Below are 19,341 nucleotides of genomic sequence, written 5' to 3'. Positions count from 1 at the left end.
CGGCGTACCGGCGTGCGCTCGAACTCGCCACCACCCCCGCCGACCCGCGCGTACAGTCCCGCCCGGTACCCCCACACGACAGCCCCGAGTGCCCCAGGGGCATGACCGCCACCCCCCCCCCCCACCCCCCCCCCCCCCCCCGCCCCCGCCCCGCCACTTATCCCGCACCCAGATGATGCAGGGCCGTGCGCAGCCCGCCCGAACGCGGCCCGTAGAAGTTGGCCAGTTGCACGATGCGCACGCGCCGATCGTCGCCGGACCCCGAACCGGGCAGGCCAACGGAAGATGAACCCGCGCAGAAGGATTGGCAAACCCGCTGATGCGCCGCGCCCCGAGGCAGCACACCCCACGCGGAGCACACGCTCGCCGGAGGCCGTGCGACATCCGCGCCACGCGGCGCGGGGCATCCTCGACGTGCCGGAACCGGTCCTGCGGGCGATGCGCCCGGTGACCGGACGAGACCGCCTAGACGGGTCGGTCGTGGGAGCGGGGCGCCACGCGGATCAGTCCGTGGGCGGGCTCGCCACCCAATCGGGACAGTTCCGCCGACACCTCGATCCACTCCGTATCGGCGAAGCGCACCCGGACGGTGAGCGCGCGGACCTCCGCACCGGACATGATCGCCCGGCACGCCGCCCGATAGACCACGAGATCGTCCGGGTGCAGCACCGGCCGCTCGGTCAGCCAGCGCTGCAGCGGGGGCGGCGGCTCGTTGGTCCACTCGTAGACCAGACCCATCGCCAGTTCGACGAAGCCGATGCCGACATCGGCGGCCCGCGCGACCGCCCGCGTCATCGCCAGGTCCGCGGCGGGTTGCGGCGGCCGCAGATCGGTGACGTCGTAGACCAGCGCCCGCGTCACATGCCGCCCCAGCCGGTGCACGCGCACCACCATGCGGATGCCGCGCACCCGCCCGTCGTCGCCGAGGAAATCGGCCTCACCCTGCCAGCGCGCGGACGGATCGGTCCCCGCCACGACCGCCAGATACGCCATCCGGCCGTCGAAGCGCACCATCCGCCCGAAGACCTCCGGCGGTGTCCGCACCGACCGCGCCTGAGCCGGCGCCCGCGCGAAGACCAGTTCCTCCAGCCCCGGACCATGGTGTGCCAGTTCGGTTTCCGACATCCAGTCCCACGCAGCGACGGGGCGGCGCGGCGGCGGCCGGTCCCCGCTCGCGCCGATCCAGACCTGTACCCCGTGCACCGCCCCGAACGCGCAGCGGATCGGCACCGCGATCCCGCTCAGCCCGGCCACGGTGCGGTGCACCTCGGATTCGGCGTCGTCGTGCCGGCCGTTTTCGATCAGCGCGCCAAGCAGTTCGGCCGCCGCGGGCCCGAACCTGCGCCGCGGCCTGGACACACTCGTCCACTCCCGCGCCCGCTCGCCCTCGGCAACGACGGTCGGCTCCACTCCGGGACCGAGTGTCTCCACGAGGAGCCAGTCGTTGCCGTTCATGCCGCACAGCATCGCAGATCACCGGCGGTGCGACGGATCCGCCCGCGATCACCGGGCAGCGGGATTCAGATGCGATTCACTCCCCGGGAGACCCGAGGCAGCTCGAGGTCGAGCGGAATGCGCCCGAGCGCCAGGTGCGTCTCGACCTCCGCCGCCGGCATCGGCCGCGCGATGAGAAAGCCCTGCGCGCGATAGCAGCCCAGGCCCACCAGGGTACGGGCCGCGACCGCGGTCTCCACCCCCTCGCCGACGACGCCCAGGCCGAACGAACCAGCAAGGCCCACAATCGATTTCACGATCGCAAGATCATCTGTGCTGACCCCCAGGCGCTGCACGAAGCCGCGATCGATCTTGACCGCGTCCACCGGCAGCGCCTTCAGATGCGACAGCGAGCTGTACCCGGTACCGAAATCATCGATGGCGATCTGCACGCCCATCCGCTTGAGTCCGCGCAAGGTCACCTGGGTCCGCGCCAGATCCTGCACCACGACGTGCTCGGTGATCTCCAGGCACACCGAACTGCCGTCGATGCCGAAGCGCCGCAACTCGTCCTCGACGCGCTCCACGAAGTCCAGGCTCACCAACTGCACCGGCGACACGTTGATCCGGATGACGACATTGGCGGCCAGGCCGGCCTGCCGCCACTGCGCGAACTGCGCGCACGCCGACCGAATTACCCACCGGCCCAGCTCGCCCGCCAGATTGGTCGCCTCCGCCACGCCCACGAACGCCCCCGGCGGCAGCAGCCCGCGCGTCGGATGCTGCCAGCGCACCAGCGCCTCGAGCGCGACGATCCGGCCGGTCCGCAGGTCCACCTCGGGCTGATAGTGCAGCAGCAGCGAACCGTCGGATACCGCGCCGCGTAAATTCAGCTCGACATCGTCCTGCAATTCGAATTGCGCGCGCATCGCGTCGGTGAACACGGCCACCCCGTCACCACCACCGGATTTCGCCGACAGCAGCGCGTGATCGGCTCGCCGCAACACATCGGCGACCGTGGTGTCACCGGGAATGCCCAATGCCACACCGACGCTGGCGCCCCGGCTGACGGATTCGCCGCCCACCGATACCCGCCTGATGATCAACTGGTGAATCCGCGTCGCCTCCAATTCCGCGGCGACCGCGTCCATCGGCTTCGCGGGCACGATCACGAACTCGTCACCGCCGAGGCGGGCGATCATGTCGTTCGGGTCGAGATGTTCTTGCAACCGGATGGAAAGTGTCCGAATGAAATTATCTCCGGCCGTATGACCGAGAAAGTCGTTGAGCGCCTTCAATCGATCGAGATCGAGGAAGAATGCGGCCACCGGACCCGGGCTGCCCGGCCGCAGCCGTTCCTCCATGTGTTCCAGCAATGCCCGCCGATTCGCCAGGCCCGTCAGATCGTCGTGCAGCGCGATGTAGCGCAATCGCTCCTCGGCCACCACCCGGGCCTGCAATTGGCCCAGCAATGCGGCAATGGCCTTGAGCACATTGATTTCCCGGGTGCTCCACTCCCGGTCGCCCAGTTTCATGAAGCCGAGCAGGCCGGTCGGCTCGCCGCGCGACATCAGCGGCACGGTCGCCGAGGTCACCCCCGAGATGCCGGAGGACCGCCGGATCGTCTCCTGGTAATCGGCGAATTCCGGTGTGGGCCGCACGATCATCGGCTCGGTCGCGTACTCCATCGCCCGGAACACCGAATCGGCCTGTTCGAAGTAGACGACCTCGAGCGGATCGGGATCCGGCACCGACGGGCGGTGCGGCCATTCGGCGACCAGCACCGTCGCGCGCCGCTCACGGTCCGTGTGCCGGACGAAACTGAAGTCCACATCGAAATACTCGACCAGCTTGGCCAGCACGCGTTCGGTCGCCGCCACCATCGTCGTGGCATCGACCCCCATCAACTCCGCGGCAACCTGCGTCACCAGTGAGTCGAGCGTTCGCCGAGGCACCTTGTCTCCGATCGTGCTATCCGCGGGTATCCGCGCCCCGCACCCGCGGCCGACCGCCACCGGCGATCGGGCCCGGCGCGTGGCTCGGACGAAGTACCAACGCTTTACTCAGTTGTCCAGGCACCCCCGGCAGGTCGATGAATCCGCCTTGAAGTGACGCTAGTGTATAGGCGTATTCCGCTGAAATCGCGACGAGTTCACCGCAACGCGACGAGAAGTCGTTCGCAAAATCCATACCGCCGCCGCAGCTCCGGTCCAGCGCACTTCGCAACTTTCCAGCATTTTCCTCGTATGTCCGAGTATCCCACCGAATCGGCGTACGGCGCAGGCCGTCGTGCGCTCGCGCGTCCACGGCTGCCGTCGTGCCGACCGCGCTGGCTTCGACAGTCATACAATCCCTACTCCGTTGCTGCGCGGTCTCGCGCCACTACCCAGACCCTCCCCGCGGGTACCGAACACTGTCCGCAACCCCGGGGGTGGCCGCCTAGGCAGTATCCGTCATCGGGCCGGAATTGACCAGACGTCTGGCAAATCTTCCGAAACCCGGGCGGAGAGTCCGAACTCAGCCCAGGTCAGAGACATGGAGTCGCCAACTGGACAGAACAGAAAGACCAGTCGGTACCCACAAGGCTACTGGTCGGCTAACTAGACGAGGATGGAGATCAGCAGTTCCACTTCGGCCGGGCCGCGCCAGATCTCGATCTCCTCGCGGTAGGCGCGGGTGATCTCGGCGGAGGCGGTCGCGTCGTCGACCTGAGCCCACACGTCCTCGACCGGATCGTGGTAATCGCCGTTCGGCTCGAAGCGGGCGTACACGCCCTTGGGTACCTTGATCAGCACATCGCCGACCGGCACCGCGTCGACGTCCGGATAGTCGTAACTGACCAGGACGTTGTAGTTGCCGGCCGGGTCCGGCGCGTAGACCGTGTACAGCGGATGGTCGGCGCCCTCGCGGTCGCGCAACCGGTCGCGGAGGAATTCGATCAGTTCGCTGTTGCTCACCTTGAAACTCGGGCGCACCCGCGGCACCACCAGGCCGCCGTAGAGCGCCTCGTCCCGCACCACGATCGAATAGCTCATGACTGGGCCTCGACCGCCAGATACAGATCGATCTTGTAGGCGTGCGGATAACACTCGAAGTCCCCCGTGTAGGTCCGTTTGATCTGCTTGTGTTCCTCGGCGTAGGCGATCTGGGTCCACAGATCGGTCATGATCTGCGGGAAATTGCCGACCGAGGAGAACCGAGCATAGGTGCCGCGAGGCAGCCGCGCGACGATGTGTCCGCGCGTGACCTCGTCGAAGGACTTGCACTCGTATCCGACGATCTGGGTATTGAAGGTGTTCAGCTCGGGCGAGTAATCGGTGTACGCCGAGGCCAGCGGGCCGCCGAGATCCTGGTGCAACACCGCGGCCCAGGCCGCTTCCAGGTCACGGTCACGCAGTTCGCCGAGCGCTCGTTTGGGACTGCGCACCGGCAGCCCGGCGACCCACGTCTCGTCCCGCTCGACGATCTCAAACTGCATGGATGAAAACTCTCTCGAGGTGATCGAGTGGGCAGCGCGCAACGGGTGGCTGCGGCGCATGCCGTCCGGCCAGGAAGGTCATGCTATCAACCCGCCCGCTGAGAGATCGGCGACACGACTCCCCCGGCGGGCATGAGCGCTCACCAGGCGTGTCGCCGGTTCCACCCCGCCCGGCGGGCTGCTCACCCGGCGTGATTGAGTGCGGAGGATGTACCGCACGCTGCCCGAGATGGACGCGGCGCTGGCCGACTGCCGCGCCTGCCCGCGGCTGGTCGCGTGGCGGGAACAGGTCGCGCGGGACAAGCGCGCCGCCTTTCGCGACGAAACCTATTGGGGCAGGCCGGTACCCGGGTTCGGACCCACCGACGCGCGGCTGCTGCTGGTCGGGCTGGCGCCGGCCGCGCACGGCGGCAACCGCACCGGGCGCATGTTCACCGGTGACCGCAGCGGCGACGTCCTCTTCGCCGCGATGCACGCCGTCGGGCTCGCCACGCAGCCGACCGCCACCCACCTCGGCGACGGGCTGCGACTGCTCGACACGCGGGTGACCGCCCCGGTGCACTGCGCTCCCCCGGACAACAAACCCACGCCGGACGAACGCGACCGCTGCCGGCAGTGGCTGGTCACCGAACTCGAACTGCTCGCGCCCACCCTGCGTGCGGTCGTGGCGCTGGGCGCGTGGGGCTGGCAGGCCCTGCTGCCCGCCTTGACCGCCGCGGGCTGGGAGACGCCGCGCCTGAAATTCGGGCACGGGGTGCGATACCCGATCGCGGCGGCGCGGGCCGGGCGGGCGCCGCTCGAGCTGTTCGGTTCCTACCATGTCAGCCAGCGCAACACCTTTACCGGGAGGCTGACCCCGCAGATGCTGGAAAGCGTTCTCGCGCAAGCGATATCAGCCGCGCGCCGGTAGTGCCCGCACCCGGCGTGCGGGCACCTTCCGGTCAATTGTTCCGGGCCTCGCCGGAGTAGCCGTTGCGCTCGGCGACGGCCACGGCCGACCGCTCCTGCGAGCCGTGACCCAGCTCGAGGTCGACATCATCGATGTCGCCGCCGCGGACGCTCACCCGCGTGGTCGTCGGCCCGTAGCCGGTGGCGACCACGGTGTAGCTGCCCTCGTCCAGGTTGCCGAAGCTGTAGGAACCGTCCGGTCCGGTCGTCATCGTGTCGACCACGTTGCCGCGCGCGTCGGCCAGGGTCACCCGGGCATCCTCGATCGGGCGGCCGTCGTGCACCCGCACCACGCCGTGCAACCGGACGCCGGGCCGCAGCAGCACCTCCAGCGGAGTGATACCGCTGCCGGACACCCGCACGGGCAGGGCCGTCGGATGGAAACCGAGCGCGCTCACCGCGACCGTGAATTCGCCTTCGGGCAGTTCGGTCAGCCCGAACCGGCCCTCGGGATCGGTCACCGCGGAGGCCAGCACCTCGCCGCGCAGATCGAGCGCCGAGACCTGTGCCTCGGCGACGGGAGCGCTGTCGCCCGCCCGCGCCACGGTGCCCGCGAGACCGGCCATCGCGGCCAGCGTCACGTCGCAGGACACCGGGCGGTCGGCGAGCGCCACGGTCGAGGCGTCCGGGCGGCGGCCCTCGGCAGAGGCGATGAGCACGTACGAGCCGGGAGCCGGAGCGGTCAGCTCGTAGTACCCGTCGGCGCGGGACTGAGCACGGCCCAGCTGCTGGCCGGAGGACGAGATGAGGGTCAGCGTCGCACCCGCCACCGCGGTGCCACGGGAGTCGCGCATGCGGCCGTAGAGCACCGGGCCGCTGACGGCTGGCGTGTCGGCCGTGCCGCTACGCGCCGCCACGCCGTTCGGCTGTGCCGCGGCCACACCGTTGTATTGCGTTGCGGCACCACCGTTTTGCTGTGTTGCGGCGGCGGTGCCCCCCTGCGCCGCCTCACCACGGTTGCGGGAGTCGCCCTGCTGGGCTGCGGCTCCACTGCTGTAATGCGTTGCGGCGCCGCCACTGCGCCGAGGTGCCGCACCGCTGGCCGCGGACTGCGCGTCGCCGTCGAAATCGGGCACGCCGACCGCCGCGTGCACCAGCTCCCGATCGGTGTCCAGGGCGTGCCGCGGTCCGGCCGGTGCCGGGGCGGGCGCGGCGGACCGGCGCGCCGGGATGAAGAGCGCGACCACCGCACCGACCGCGGAGACACCGCACCCGATCAAAAGCCCGGCGCGGAAGCCGTTTTCGGTCGGAATCGAATGCCCGGCCAGGGTGACACTCATCTGCGCGAGCACCGCGCCGACCACCGCGGCCGCCGTGGACGTACCGATCGAGCGCATCAGCGTGTTGAAGCTGTTGGCCGCCGCGGTCTCCGACTGCGGCACCGCTCCCATCACCAGCGCGGGCATGGCGCCGTATGCGAACCCCACGCCGACATTGATGATCAGCGTGACAACCAGCAGGCCCCAGGTGGTGCCCATCAGCCCCATCGACGACCCGTATCCGGCGGCGATGATGATGCAGCCGACGATCAGCGTGACCTTGGGCCCGCTCAGCGCCGACAGCCGCGCCCCGAACGGCGAGACCGCCATCATCATCAGACCGGCCGGGGCCATCCACAGACCCATAGCCATCATCGACTGCCCCAGGCCGTACCCGGTGGACTCCGGCAACTGCAACAGCTGCGGCACGATCAGCGACTGCGCGTACATCGCCATGCCGACCACGATCGAGGCGGCATTGGTCAGCAGCACCTGCGGCCGCGCGGTAACGCGCAGATCGACCAGCGGATCGCGCCTGCGGAGTTCCCACAGCCCCCACAGCAGCAACACCACGACCGCGGCGACGAACAGCCCGATGGTGAGGCCGCTGGCCCAGCCCCACGACGCGCCCTTGGAGATCGCGAGCAGCAAGCAGATCAGCGCGGCGCCCAGCCCGATCGCCCCCAGCACGTCGAAACGTCCCCGATCGACGTTGGGCGGAGTGGCGGGAATGACCGCGAAGATCAGCAAGCCCACGAGCGCGGCCAGCACGGCAACACCCCAGAACAACACCCGCCAGTTGCTGTACTCGATGACCGCGGCCGCCAGCGGCAGCCCGAGCGCACCACCGATACCCAGCGACGAACTGATCAGCGCGATCCCCGAGCCGAGCCGCTCCGGCGGCAGCAGATCGCGCAACGCCGCGATCCCCACGGGAATCAGCCCCACGCACATCCCCTGCAGCACACGCCCGATGATCATCGGCCACAGCGAGGACGCCACCGCGCAGATCACGGAACCGACCACCAACGGCACCACCGACGCCAGCAGCACACGGCGCTTGCCGATCAGATCACCGAGCCGCCCCGCCACCGGCGTGGTCACAGCACCGGCCAGCAGACTCGCGGTCACCACCCACGTGGCATTCGACGCACTGGTGTGCAGCAGTTGCGGCATCTGCCCGAGCAGCGGCACCACCAGCGTCTGCGTCAACGCCGCGACAATGCCGGCAAAAGCCATCACACCCAGGATCGCCCCCGGATGTTTGGCGGGTTCTGTCTTCTGCACGCCGGCTCTCCTCAACGCCCTAAGATTTCAATGTGCATCATGCACACTACATGTATGATGCACACGAGAGCGCACCAGACGTATCCTCGAGTGACACAGCTCTCACCCATCCGCGCGGCACGAGTCGCAGCGAGCCCCCTGACCAGCCGATTCGGCCACCCCCACCCCAACCTGCTAAAGTTCTCCAGCGTGGTTCGGCAACGACCCACACGGGGCTATGGCGCAGTTGGTAGCGCGTCTCGTTCGCATCGAGAAGGTCAGGGGTTCGATTCCCCTTAGCTCCACCATAGAGGTCGTACTCGAACCGGCGACCGAATAAACGCCGGTCAGGGTGCACTCCTCACCAGAAGTTGAATCCAAATTATTTCCATCAAGGGCCCCCGCAGCGCGGGGGCCCTTTTTCGTTGCCTGGCCCGTCGCTGCGGTGTGAAGCCGGGCGGCCCGGTGGAAGTCGTCGAACGGTTGGTTGAGCTTGTCGGCTCGGACGCCGTTCTCATCGAGGTAGAAGGCTTCATAGAACGTCTGGTTCATGAAGCGGCGGGTGTCGTCAGGAGAGCGCTCGTAGAGCCCATGGGGGTCAGTGACGAGTTCGAGCGCCGTCTTGACGATTTCGACGCCGGTTGCGAGTTCGGCCGTGGTGCCGAGAAGACCGGATTGGACGCTATGGCGTTCCATCTCGATCTTGCGGAGGCGTGCCTTGATCTTGCCCTGCGGAAGTTCGCCGTCGGCAGCGAGGTCGAGCAGCCGCTCTTCCTTGACATCCAGATCTTTGAGCCGCTTGTTCAGTCGGGCGTTCATGGCGCGGACACTGCCTTGGCGGTCGGCCACGGCCTCGTCGAGCATGCGGGTCACGTCAGCGATTAACTCTTGTGGCAGGGCGAGGGTTTTGTAGTGGTTGACGATGGCGGCCTCGACCTCTTCGGCGGGCAGGTACGGCAAGTCGCATACGCCGTCTTGGCGGCCCCGGCACAGGAAGTAGTTATAGACGCCGCCCCGCCCCTTGGCCTCGATGTAGATGAGACGGCTGGTGCGCTCGTTGCGCTCACAACGGTCGCAGAAGAGAATTCCCTTCAGGTAGTTCTGCAGCACCCGGTCACGTTGGCCGTTGGCGCTCCGGACATTAATCACGCCTTGCACCCGGTAGAACAGTTCCGGCTCGACAATTGCTTCGTGTCGCCCCTGATAGACCTCTCCCTTGTAGGTGACATACCCGATGTAGTACGGGCCTCGGAGCATCCGGTGCAACCACTTGAACGTCACGGGACGTTCCGGCCACCGACTGTTGGCTCTGGCGGTCAAACCGAGGTCGGCCATCGTCGCTTCGAGACGTTCCAACGTGTAGTCACCGCTGGCATACAGCTCGAAAGCTTTCTTGACCAGCGGCGCACGCTTCTCGTCAATATCGACTGTGTTGATCTTCTTGCCGTCGTGCTCGATCGTGACATTGAGATAGCCGAGCCGGGCTTTCCCCAGGGTGCCGCCGTTGATCACTTTGTGGCGCATCTTCGTGGAAATATCGAGGCCCTGCAAGGTATTTTGCAAGCCGTCCATGATGTCGAGCATGCCCTCCATCGCCACGGCGTGCGGGCCTTCACCGAAGTCCTCCTTGGCTGACACAAGCCGGACGCCGATCTTTTGCAGCTGGACTTGCAGGATGGCGGCATCGAAGTGGTTGCGGAAAGCTCGCGAGCGCATATAGACGATCAGGTATTCAATGTCTGGATGCTCTTGCAGATACTCCATAATCTCCCGGATGATCGGGCGCTGGTCGATCGTCTTACCGGAGTAGCCCGGCTCGATGAACTCTTTTTCTACGTCAGAGTTTAGGGCTTCAGCCTTAGCATTGTTGTGGTCGCGCTGGGTGGCGATAGACAAGCCGTCTTCGTCAATATCCGTGGCAGTGTGAGTCTGACGCTCGGTGGATACCCGCAACAGTGAGATTGCTTTGTGTCGGCGGGTTGGGTCGAGATCATCGGCGCGTTGCGGTGCAAGGCCACGCAGCAGATCGGCCGAGGTTCGTTTCTTCGTGCTCATGCAGCTACCCCCATTTGTCTAAGTGTCGATGGTTGATAAATATGTTCTCGGTAGTCGGTACGGCAGAAATACGAACCGCTCGCACCATTGTTTATCGGCAGACGCAGGATTCTCAATCGAACCTTCATGGCCGCAAGGGAAACTCGACAAACTGCCGCCAACGCTTCAGGTGTTCGTAGGCCATCGCCCCACAGGCGATAGATGGATACTTTGCTCATCAGCAGACAGCCAGCGAAGTGGTCGCATATCCACTCGATTTCTCGTTGACTGAGGTTTTTGTAGCTCGATTGGTATAGCCAATCGAGTATGTGTTTGAGTTCATGACAGATCGTAAAGCGTTGACGCGCTTCAGCTTCGGAGGCATCAAGCCAGATCATCCAGCGGCCGTTATGGTAGCGGCTGACACCGGAGTGGAGATCGTTGCCGCGCGTCGATTGGTTGCCAAAATCTGCGCGGAAAATATCGAGCCGCGTCAGGTTGAGGATGTCACTCTCCTGAATGGGGCGATTGCCCCACGCGGCGGCGAGGCGATTGGCTTGCTGCTCGACGATAATGATTGCTTCGTCGTAGGTGATCTCACGCCGTGGCACAAGACGCCTGAGCGATGTAAGAGTTTGGTAAAACGTTGGATCGGTTCATAAGTACCTCCTTTCCGGTGGCGGTAGTGATAAGTATGAGAATGTAGCAACACCTCCGTATCATCCTCATCGCTCCACCAGCGCACTGGGCGCGGCGGCAATGGCCGGACGCCTTCCTCCTCGGTCTCGCTGCGTTCCTCGTCCCATGGATCCTGGTTCGGCATCCTCCCGGCTCGGTGCCGACCGGGATGCTCGTCCGAACTCCAGTAGGCCCCGATCCGGTAACACAGCACAGCCGTGAAGATCACCGAGCCTGGCCATAAAATCCAGACGAAAAGTCCCATCACTCAGCAGTCGTCCTCGACCAGCAGCAAATACGCCGCCTCCAGGTGCACGACACACTCATCTGGATGGTGGTGCTGATGAATCTCCCGCAGTTCCCACGCCCGCGGGACGGTCAGCTCCAGCAAATGCGCCTGGCACATGAACTCGGCCAGTTTGCCGTCCGCCTGGACGAATGTCTTGTGGCTCAAGGGTTCTGGCACTGCGACCCCCGCTCACATATCCGGCGGCAGTCGCCGCCCCGTTGTCAGCTCCGCGACTAGGCAGTTGTAGGCGTCGCTCATCCGAGCCACCCAGTAGGCGTCTTCGTGTGCTTGGCTGTCCAGGTAGTTCAGCCAGAGTTCGGCCAAGCGCGAAACGACCAAGCCGACAGTTTCGGTGTGCCAGACCCCGGCGACATGCTTTCGACTGCGGAGTACCGAGGCCACGATCTGGTCAATCGCAGCGGCGAGTGTGGCCAGTTGGACTTCGGCGGCGTTGTAGTTCTTGACCATTTGCCGAAGAGCGTTGGAGGACAACAAATCCGGCTCGTTGAGCTGGCGGATAGCGTCGCGCCGCTTGTAGTGCACGGGGATCATGGCCGAGGCGGCGTCAGTCAGCGTGACCAACGGCGACGTCACCACGTCACCACGAAAAGCTCGTTGGAGATGCTCGGCGTTCGGAAACAGGGGCAGCTCGGTCATCACGGCGACAAGACCCTTCACCGGGGTTTGCTCGTGGAGGGCACGACCCGGCCGGCGTCGCTCAGAGCCTGAAGCGCCGCCGCTTTACGGGGGCATTTCTTGGCACGGCAGGCCACGTGGAACTGCATCACAGTATGCGCCTGTCGGACGGTGAACGGTGCATCTGGCGCCAGATGGGTTTCCTGCTCGGTCATGTTGGCGAGTTGGTGGATGGCGAGCGTGCTGTACGGCATGGGCTGGTACCTCTCGAAGTGATGTCGTCAGAGGCACCCAGCACCAAGGGCTTTCGCCACCTGCCCGGCTCACCGGGGCGGGTGCGCCGTCTATATGAACGGCGTCGGCTTGGTACCGGGTACCGGGTTCAACCGTCGCCGATCAGGTCAATCCGTCGATATGCCGAATCCTCAACCGCCCCCATGCATTCCGGGCATACCCGCGTCGTATCGCGTCGGTCGGTGATGTCATCCACAACGCCGGATGACCAGCGGTTATGCGATATACATGGAACGTATAGCCCGTGCGTCCAACCGCTGGTAATGTCCGCCCGACCAGGGAAAACGGCGTATGACCCAATCGGACAGAGGGCGCTGATGACGCGGGCACCCAAACCGCAGCGGTATTGCACACGTTGCGGCAACCGGCTGAACAGCTACAACGGGCAGACCTTCTGCGGCCCTTGCGAAGCCACATTTCGCGAGGAGATGGCACAGCCGCCGCAGGTGCCGTTCAGTTTCTGGCAGACAGATCAGCTGCGTGATGCGCTCGCGACGTGGCACATGGGCCGGGTTATTGCTGCATACCGAACACATCCGTACCACGGCAGAACATTACCGCAGGAACTTGTTGCCAGCTGGCTCGGCCTGACGCAAGCCCAGCTCAGCCGCTTGGAGAAGGGGCCAGCACCCGAGTACCTGTCCAAGCTGATCCGATGGGCGCAGATCCTTGGCATTCCTGGAGACTTGTTGTGGTTCAAGCTGCCCGGTGCGTCCGCGGCTACCCTCGATGATGTGAAGCGCCAAGATTTTCTCCGCGCCGCGCTTGGTGTCACGGCCGCCGGAGCTGCTGCGCCGCTGATGGAACTACTCAGCACGATCCAGCCCACGCCCGTGCCGTCGACGGTGGGCGCCACTGAAATTGAACAGATCCGCCGAACTGCCCGCGAGTTCAGCACCTGGGATCACGCGTACGGCGGCGGGCTTGTCCGCGAAGCGGTTGGCGCGCAACTTCGCTACGCCGTCAGCCTGCTCAACGCGCACTGCTCGGAGCGCCACCGAGCCGAGCTTCAGAGTGCCGTCGGTTTCCTCGGCCACACGGCAGGCTTCATGGCTTTCGACGCCTACGCCCATGCCGACGCTCGCAGCATGTTCCGACTGGCGTGGACGTGCGCCGAAGAGGCTGGCGACTGGCACCTTCGAGGCAAAGTGCTGTCCTCGATGGCCCGTCAGGCCATATGGTGTGGCAATCCCGACGATGGACTGACCTACATCGAACTTGCGATGGTGCGCTCGGATCGCCTGACCGCCACGGAACGCGCCATGTTGCAGTCCGCCCGGGCGCGTGCACTGGCGAAGCTTCACCGTGTCGAAGAGGCGATGTGGGCGGTCGGCCAAGCTGACGAAGCATTTTCTCAGGCCTCGCCACAGGATGATCCGCCGTGGATGTCGTACTACGACGCTGCCCAGCACTCCGGCGATACGGGTCATGCCCTGTTTGACCTGGCCGTACAGGGCCGGTTTGCCACCGAAGCGAAGCAGCGGCTCCAGGCTGCTGTCACCGGACATACCGACACTTATGTTCGGTCTCGTGCGATTTCCGGCATCAAACTGGCATCGCTCACCATGGCAACCGGTGATCCGCTCGAAGCCGCCACGTTTGGCAATGCCGCGCTGGTGGACGCGGGACATATCCGCTCACGCCGGGCTGCCGATGATCTGCGGGAACTGGCGAGGTACGCCAAGCAACATCGAACAGTGACGGAAGCCGCTGAACTGCGGACGCGCATCGACAGTGTCGTGGCGGGGGTATGAGCGAGACGACCGAAGATGAAGCGTCCGCGGCCCTTCGGTCGGCTTGTCTTGCAGCTGGAGTCGATCCGGCCGACGCTGAACTTCTGCGGCACGCCGAAAATGTCATCTACCGGCTTCGTGGCGACGTGGTCGTACGGATCAGCCGGCCGGGACAACAAGCTGCCGCCGTGCGTGAAGTGATGGTCGCCCAGTGGCTAGAGGCGTCCGGTGTCGATGCTGTGCAGGTCGTGCCGGGAATCGAACAGCCAGTGGACGTTGACGGGCGAGCCGTCACGTTCTGGCGCGAACTGCCACCCCATCATCACGGCACGCCCGCACAGGTGGCTGGTGCGCTGAAGAAGCTTCACAGTCTGAGGCCGCCCACCGCCTTCGACCTCGGCATGGTGGCACCGTTCGTCCGGTTGGAGGAACGGATCGACGGAGCAAATTTTCTGCCTGACGATGACCGGCATTGGATGCGTGAGCACCTGGCGGAGTTGCGCCAGCGGTGGGACGAACTGCCAAATGGCCTGCCCTGGTGTGTCATTCACGGCGACGCCTGGGTCGGCAATGTTGTGGCCGCTGATGACGGCAGGGTGATCCTGCTGGATCTGGAGCGAACATCGTTTGGGCCGCCGGAGTGGGACTTGGTACACACGGCGATCAAGTGGAGGTCGTTCGGCTGGATTAGTGCGAAACAGTACCGCGAGTTCTGCGATGTCTACGGGTATGACGTCACGCGCTGGGAGGGCTTCGAGTTGCTGCGAGATATTCGGGAGTTTCGGATGACGACGATGGCAGTGCAGATAGCTTCATCCGATTCTGATTGGCGAGCCCAAGCCCGCCATCGGATTACCTGTATTCGAGGCCAAGCGGGTGAACGGCCGTGGCCGGGGTGGCAGGCTTTAGGGTAGCAGCTCCGCGACCTAACTATTTGCATCTTTGATTCGGGCTGCAAGCTCTTGTACTTGCATCCTCAGATCCTCCGACCATTGCTCCACTGACAGATCCTTTGCTGCGACAGCACGAGCAACAGTTACCTTACTCGGTTTGGTCGTCTTCCCTACAAAGGTCTTGCCGAGCGGCGACCTATACTTCCCAGTAGGAAGTCTGTATTCCTGGCTTTTGTATTCATCATCGATGACTTTCTTCAAAACCGCTGGCGGAATGTAGTTCTCAATTGTGTAACCGTCTGTCACCCAACCCATTGCGCCCTTAGCGCCCAACTCCTCTAAAATCCGCGACTTGGTCTCATTTAGCTTAGAGTCCGCGTCTTTTCTATCAGAGTCAATAACAATAGCAAGGTTGCGATTAATCGTCGCCAGCTGAATGAACTCACTTACCTCAGCATCATCTACCGTCAGGTGATTGAGCATAGACCCGCCATAGAACATTATCGAGTAATGAACACCCTCGATTAGCGTGTTGTCGATCTTGCTTATCCAGTGCGCTATGTAAATGCGGTCGGCTGGCCCTTCGACCCAAACAACAAAATTAGACTGCACTAAGTCTGATGCTCGATTGCCAAGGTCGGCTACCGCGTTGGATAGACTGTGCCGCGAAATGACCGAATCGACATGCGTCCACCCGTCATCGTCTATGGTGACATGAGAAATAGAGGCAAGCTCAGCATTCAACATCGCTGCCGAATGAGTAGAGATGAGGTAGCGATTGTTCGTGTCTTGGGATAGATACTGAATCAGCTTACGTTGCAACGTCGGATGCAGGTGCAGCTCGGGCTCCTCCATGCAGATGAGGTGTTTGTTGCAGCTTGTTGCGGCGGCTGCAAGCAGCACTACCTCTGCAATGCCTGTGCCAAGAGTTGCATATGACGATACCTTTCCTCCTGTCCGAATTAAAAGGTCGTCCTTTTGGCTCGGTATTTCTACCGTAGCATTTTGATCCTCTAGAACTTCTCGTACAAACCTTCTAAAGGCGTCAAATTTGGCCGTGTCTTCATCATAGACACTCAGAGCCGGGTGCTGAAGGTCTGCCAGTTTATAAACGAGCCCCCTGCCATCACTGAACGGCATTTCATTTGCATATTCGGGGTGGGCAGTGATCTGTCGAATGGCCGAGACAGACTGTACTTGTGGAACTATTTCTGCAAACGGCAGCCGAGGCACCAACTGTTGATAGTCCACAAAGGGTGCCCCAGCCTGACTCGCGATCTTCCTTGCCGCATTGTTGAGCCATGCCACCAAGCCGTTTGGGTCAGGAACTTGAGAGAGCCCAAGATTGAACTGTTCTTCCGATAGCGTAATTCGGCTTGAGCCTCCCGATTGGCTATTTGGCATGACATGAAAGTCTACCCAAAAAGTTCCGCTATACCCTCGCGAGTAAGGGGCCGTTTTGAACAGGTCAGCGATGTCCGAGTTGTAGACCCGACTGGTATCTGTATTTAGAAGATCTGCGAATGGTGCAAGGACTTCCCTGTTTAAACGCAGGCCGATGCTAACCATACGAGGAGCGTCCGGCCCTTGACCATGTGGAGTGTTACTGAACAGACCTTGCTCCCGCACTCCGCCACTAGACCACAGGTTTGCTCGGAATGCAGAGATAACATCGAGCATTGCTCGAAGAGTGTTTGACTTCCCTACATTATTTTTGCCGACAAGTAGGTGGATTCTATCCATTGGACCAATGAATTCGACCGACTCACCACCATAACTTTTGTAGCCCTTGATGCCGAAGCCTGCGAAATTATCCAAGCCTGAAATCTCCTTCAATTAGATAATATACTTATTATCGCACAAACTAAGCTCGATAGTACAACGCTATCGCGTGAGGCGACAGGAAGCCCGCCCGACGGTATTCTCGCGTAGCGATTCAATGGGGAGGAACTGTCAGAAGGTAGGCCGTTCACGCCCATGCGGATCACGGAGAGTCAGACCCGCAGCGACAAGTGCCTTGCCGACGGTTGTGGGGCTGAATCCGAGCTTGTCACCGATCCAGGCGAGGGAGCTACCTGTCCGGTAGAAGTCCGCCGCGTCCGCTACTTGTTGCTCCGTCAGACCTTGGCGACGGATGGTCGCGCCTCCCTCGCGGAGAATCTTGAGGATGGTCCCTTTGGCAAGCTTGTGGTCGGCGACAAGTTGGTTGGAGCTGGTGCCGCTCTCGTACTTCGCAACGATCTGAGCGCGCTCGTCTTGGCTTACTCGGCGCTTGAGCGCATGACGCTGCGGCGCAACGGGTTTGGGCTGGCGCGGCACGATAGAGGCAACGCGATCCTTCAGGGCTTGGAAGCGGTCCCGTAGGTAGTCCTTCCTGGCGTAACCTCCTACGAAGTCCACCACGGGTGGCTTACTAGAACACAGTGCCAACCAATGCCGTGTAGTAGGACATCGACGCCATCGCTTCCATGGGAAGCGGTGGCGTTTTGGTTTTGGCGGGCCTGTGGTCCGGCACGGTGTGTTGGATGATCACGCGGGTGGCGCTGCCCGTTGTTCGATCCGGGAAAGCTGTTGCAGTTCAGCGACTTCCGAAGAACCGAGGAAACTGCGCCCCCGGTGTCAGGCTCGCGTCAGCGCGGTGACTGTGCGGTGTCAGGACGGCGGGCGACTGTTGTTCTCGTACCGACCCGGACAGCACAGATTCAAGGAGCACCACGATGACGATCACCCTGACCGACCAGGACAAGGCCACCCTGCGGACGGCCGCTTACGGCGCCGTCTCGCTGCTGGCCGCCGCCGGTGGCAAGGCCCACAAGATCGCCACTGCCGGGACGACCGCCCTGTACTCCGCGACCGGCCCGGTCGGGCACGTGCTCGCCGCGAAGTCGAAGGACATCGATCTGCGGGGCAAGACCGTCGCCGAACTCGCCGACCAGGTGCTGCCCGCCCTGACCGCGGCCATGGCCCTGCTGGGGAAGCAGGATCCGGCCGAGGCCGGCAACTTCCGCAGCACCGTGCTCGTCGCCATCGAGGCGGCGACCCAGCAGTACCGGGATGAGCCCGGCCTGGCCGCGATGACCGGCAAGATCACCGGTGCCCTCGACGCCCCCGTGCCGAATACCGTTGCCGGACAGGAGCGCCCGGAACTTCAGCAGCTCATCGAGGAGATCGTCGGGACCGGTTTCGTCGGGTTGTCGATGCGCGTGAACGATGAGCAGGGTGAGTGGGTCGGCAGCGCCGGGGTGAGCAGGCTGGGCGAGACTGCCGCGCCGCCGATCGACGGACACGTCCGGATCGGCAGCAACACCAAGACCTTCACCGCGACCCTGGTCCTGCAACTGGTGGCCGAAGGCAAGATCGAGCTGGACACCCCGGTGGTCGACTATCTGCCCGAGTTCGAGCTGGACCAGCGGATCACCGTGCGAATGTTGTTGCAGCACACCAGCGGAGTGTTCAACCACACCGGCGAGCTGCTCGAGGACGGGACATTCGCGGCGGGGATCGCATGGGGCGGCAAGGAGTGGGTGGAGAACCGGTTCAAGACCTACCAGCCGGAGGAACTGGTCCGGCTGGCGTTGTCCAAGCCGGCGCGGTTCGAGCCGGGAACGGACTGGAGCTATGCCAACACCAACTACGTGCTGGCCCGGCTGCTGATCGAGAAGGTCACCGACCGCTCGTTCAGCGCGGAGATGCAGCGGCTGATCATTGGGCCGCTCGGCCTGTCGGGCACCGTGGCGCCGACGACCCAGACCGAACTCCCCGAGCCGCACGCCCACGCCTTCTATCGGTACGAGGACGGCGGCGAGGAGAAGACAGTCGACGTCACCAGCTCGAACCCGTCCTGGATCTCCAGCGGTGGTGACATGATCTCGACCACCCAGGACCTGCACACCTTCATCTCCGCACTGGTGGGTGGCAAGCTGCTGCCGCCCGCGCTGCTGGACGAAATGTTCACGCCCGAGACCAAGGTCGGTTACGGCCTGGGAGTGTTCGTGCAGGAGACCGCCGCCGGCACCATCATCAGCCACAACGGCGGCCACGGTGGCCACGCGGCGCTGATGTACAGCATGGCCGACGGCAGCAAGACCGTGACCGCCGCGGTGAACTACGTGGACGATGCCGACCTGTCCGGGGCACTGGCGTTCCAGAAGGCGACGCAGCGGGTCGTCGACGAGGTGCTCGGCGGCGGTCAGACCGAGCCGGCGGCCTGAACATCCGAAACCCACACGCAGGGCGGGGTTTTCCCTCCGGCCCTACATCGAACAGATCCGAACCGGGGGCCCCCGCCCCCGCGGGGGGCGGGGGTTTTGGGTGTGGGGGTGCCGGCCGGGCGGGGGGGAGCGGCGGCGCGCCTGGATGCCCTGCGCGGTTACGGCGCTCTGACCTTGCAGGCGGTCGC

General features: G+C 64.1%; 16 protein-coding genes, 1 tRNA gene and 2 pseudogenes. 6 read left to right on the top strand and 13 right to left on the bottom strand.

The genetic code is table 11. The features are described 5' to 3' along the window. Positions 1 to 465 precede the first annotated feature (465 nt). From QH470_RS19470 to QH470_RS19455, 4 genes are all read right to left on the bottom strand, one after another. The gene (locus QH470_RS19470; RefSeq protein WP_280273816.1) at positions 466 to 1,455 is read right to left on the bottom strand and encodes a GAF domain-containing protein; all 990 of its coding nucleotides are present in this window, start codon (positions 1,453 to 1,455) and stop codon (positions 466 to 468) included. A 65-nt stretch (positions 1,456 to 1,520) separates the two neighbouring features. Then, positions 1,521 to 3,338 (bottom strand): putative bifunctional diguanylate cyclase/phosphodiesterase, encoded by a 1,818-nt coding sequence (locus QH470_RS19465; RefSeq protein ID WP_280273818.1) that lies wholly within the window; start codon positions 3,336 to 3,338, stop codon positions 1,521 to 1,523. 696 nt (positions 3,339 to 4,034) lie between these two features. Next, positions 4,035 to 4,469 (bottom strand): effector binding domain-containing protein, encoded by a 435-nt coding sequence (locus QH470_RS19460; RefSeq protein ID WP_280273815.1) that lies wholly within the window; start codon positions 4,467 to 4,469, stop codon positions 4,035 to 4,037. Continuing rightward, positions 4,466 to 4,912 (bottom strand): GyrI-like domain-containing protein, encoded by a 447-nt coding sequence (locus QH470_RS19455; protein ID WP_187686796.1) that lies wholly within the window; start codon positions 4,910 to 4,912, stop codon positions 4,466 to 4,468. Before QH470_RS19455 ends, QH470_RS19460 begins: the two co-directional genes overlap by 4 nt. A gap of 208 nt (positions 4,913 to 5,120) precedes the next feature. Between QH470_RS19455 and QH470_RS19450 the strand changes: the two genes are divergently transcribed. After that, positions 5,121 to 5,822, top strand: coding sequence for a uracil-DNA glycosylase (locus QH470_RS19450; RefSeq protein WP_280273814.1), 702 nt, complete (start codon positions 5,121 to 5,123; stop codon positions 5,820 to 5,822). Positions 5,823 to 5,853: 31 nt separating this feature from the next. Here QH470_RS19450 and QH470_RS19445 read toward each other — a convergent pair whose 3' ends face one another. After that, positions 5,854 to 6,654, bottom strand: a complete 801-nt coding sequence (locus tag QH470_RS19445; protein ID WP_280273817.1) for an MSCRAMM family protein — start codon at positions 6,652 to 6,654, stop codon at positions 5,854 to 5,856. Positions 6,655 to 6,984: 330 nt separating this feature from the next. Then, a pseudogene (locus QH470_RS19440) lies at positions 6,985 to 8,358 on the bottom strand (MFS transporter); the annotation flags it as partial. Between the two features lie 259 nt (positions 8,359 to 8,617). Here QH470_RS19440 and QH470_RS19435 point away from each other — a divergent pair. Further along, positions 8,618 to 8,693 (top strand) — tRNA-Ala (locus QH470_RS19435). A 157-nt stretch (positions 8,694 to 8,850) separates the two neighbouring features. Continuing rightward, the gene (locus QH470_RS19430; protein WP_280273813.1) at positions 8,851 to 9,270 is read left to right on the top strand and encodes a hypothetical protein; all 420 of its coding nucleotides are present in this window, start codon (positions 8,851 to 8,853) and stop codon (positions 9,268 to 9,270) included. An 84-nt stretch (positions 9,271 to 9,354) separates the two neighbouring features. On the opposite strand, the pseudogene QH470_RS19425 reads toward QH470_RS19430, so the two are convergent. The 5 genes and pseudogenes from QH470_RS19425 to QH470_RS19405 form a co-directional block, all read right to left on the bottom strand. Continuing rightward, positions 9,355 to 10,440, bottom strand: a pseudogene (locus tag QH470_RS19425) (recombinase family protein); the annotation flags it as partial. Then, positions 10,437 to 11,030, bottom strand: coding sequence for an ImmA/IrrE family metallo-endopeptidase (locus QH470_RS19420; RefSeq protein ID WP_280273812.1), 594 nt, complete (start codon positions 11,028 to 11,030; stop codon positions 10,437 to 10,439). The gene QH470_RS19420 and the pseudogene QH470_RS19425, both read right to left, overlap by 4 nt. A 335-nt stretch (positions 11,031 to 11,365) precedes the next feature. Then, entirely contained in the window at positions 11,366 to 11,563 is a 198-nt protein-coding gene (locus tag QH470_RS19415; RefSeq protein WP_280273811.1) for a hypothetical protein, read from the bottom strand. A 12-nt stretch (positions 11,564 to 11,575) separates the two neighbouring features. After that, positions 11,576 to 12,043 carry a hypothetical protein gene (locus tag QH470_RS19410; RefSeq protein ID WP_280273810.1) on the bottom strand — a complete coding sequence of 156 codons (468 nt, stop codon included), beginning with the start codon at positions 12,041 to 12,043 and terminating at the stop codon, positions 11,576 to 11,578. 17 nt (positions 12,044 to 12,060) lie between these two features. Next, entirely contained in the window at positions 12,061 to 12,276 is a 216-nt protein-coding gene (locus tag QH470_RS19405; RefSeq protein WP_062975884.1) for a hypothetical protein, read from the bottom strand. A gap of 357 nt (positions 12,277 to 12,633) precedes the next feature. Between QH470_RS19405 and QH470_RS19400 the strand changes: the two genes are divergently transcribed. Together QH470_RS19400 and QH470_RS19395 are read left to right on the top strand one after the other, a co-directional pair. Then, positions 12,634 to 14,070, top strand: a complete 1,437-nt coding sequence (locus tag QH470_RS19400) for a helix-turn-helix domain-containing protein (RefSeq protein WP_280273809.1) — start codon at positions 12,634 to 12,636, stop codon at positions 14,068 to 14,070. Then, complete coding sequence (locus QH470_RS19395) at positions 14,067 to 14,963, top strand: phosphotransferase family protein (RefSeq protein WP_280273808.1); 897 nt, start codon at positions 14,067 to 14,069, stop codon at positions 14,961 to 14,963. Before QH470_RS19400 ends, QH470_RS19395 begins: the two co-directional genes overlap by 4 nt. Positions 14,964 to 14,975: 12 nt before the next feature. Here the strand turns inward: QH470_RS19395 and QH470_RS19390 are convergent, their stop codons facing one another. Continuing rightward, positions 14,976 to 16,778, bottom strand: coding sequence for an AAA family ATPase (locus QH470_RS19390; RefSeq protein WP_280273807.1), 1,803 nt, complete (start codon positions 16,776 to 16,778; stop codon positions 14,976 to 14,978). A 117-nt stretch (positions 16,779 to 16,895) separates the two neighbouring features. Continuing rightward, entirely contained in the window at positions 16,896 to 17,345 is a 450-nt protein-coding gene (locus QH470_RS19385) for a hypothetical protein (RefSeq protein WP_280273806.1), read from the bottom strand. 314 nt (positions 17,346 to 17,659) lie between these two features. Here QH470_RS19385 and QH470_RS19380 point away from each other — a divergent pair, with 314 nt between their 5' ends. Continuing rightward, positions 17,660 to 19,153, top strand: a complete 1,494-nt coding sequence (locus QH470_RS19380) for a serine hydrolase domain-containing protein (protein WP_280273805.1) — start codon at positions 17,660 to 17,662, stop codon at positions 19,151 to 19,153. Positions 19,154 to 19,341: the final 188 nt, after the last annotated feature.

The organism is Nocardia wallacei, assembly GCF_029868745.1.
GTDB classification, from domain to species: Bacteria; Actinomycetota; Actinomycetes; order Mycobacteriales; family Mycobacteriaceae; genus Nocardia; species Nocardia wallacei_B.
Note: the sequence above shows the minus strand (reverse complement) of the source record. Positions and strands in the feature narration are given on the sequence as shown.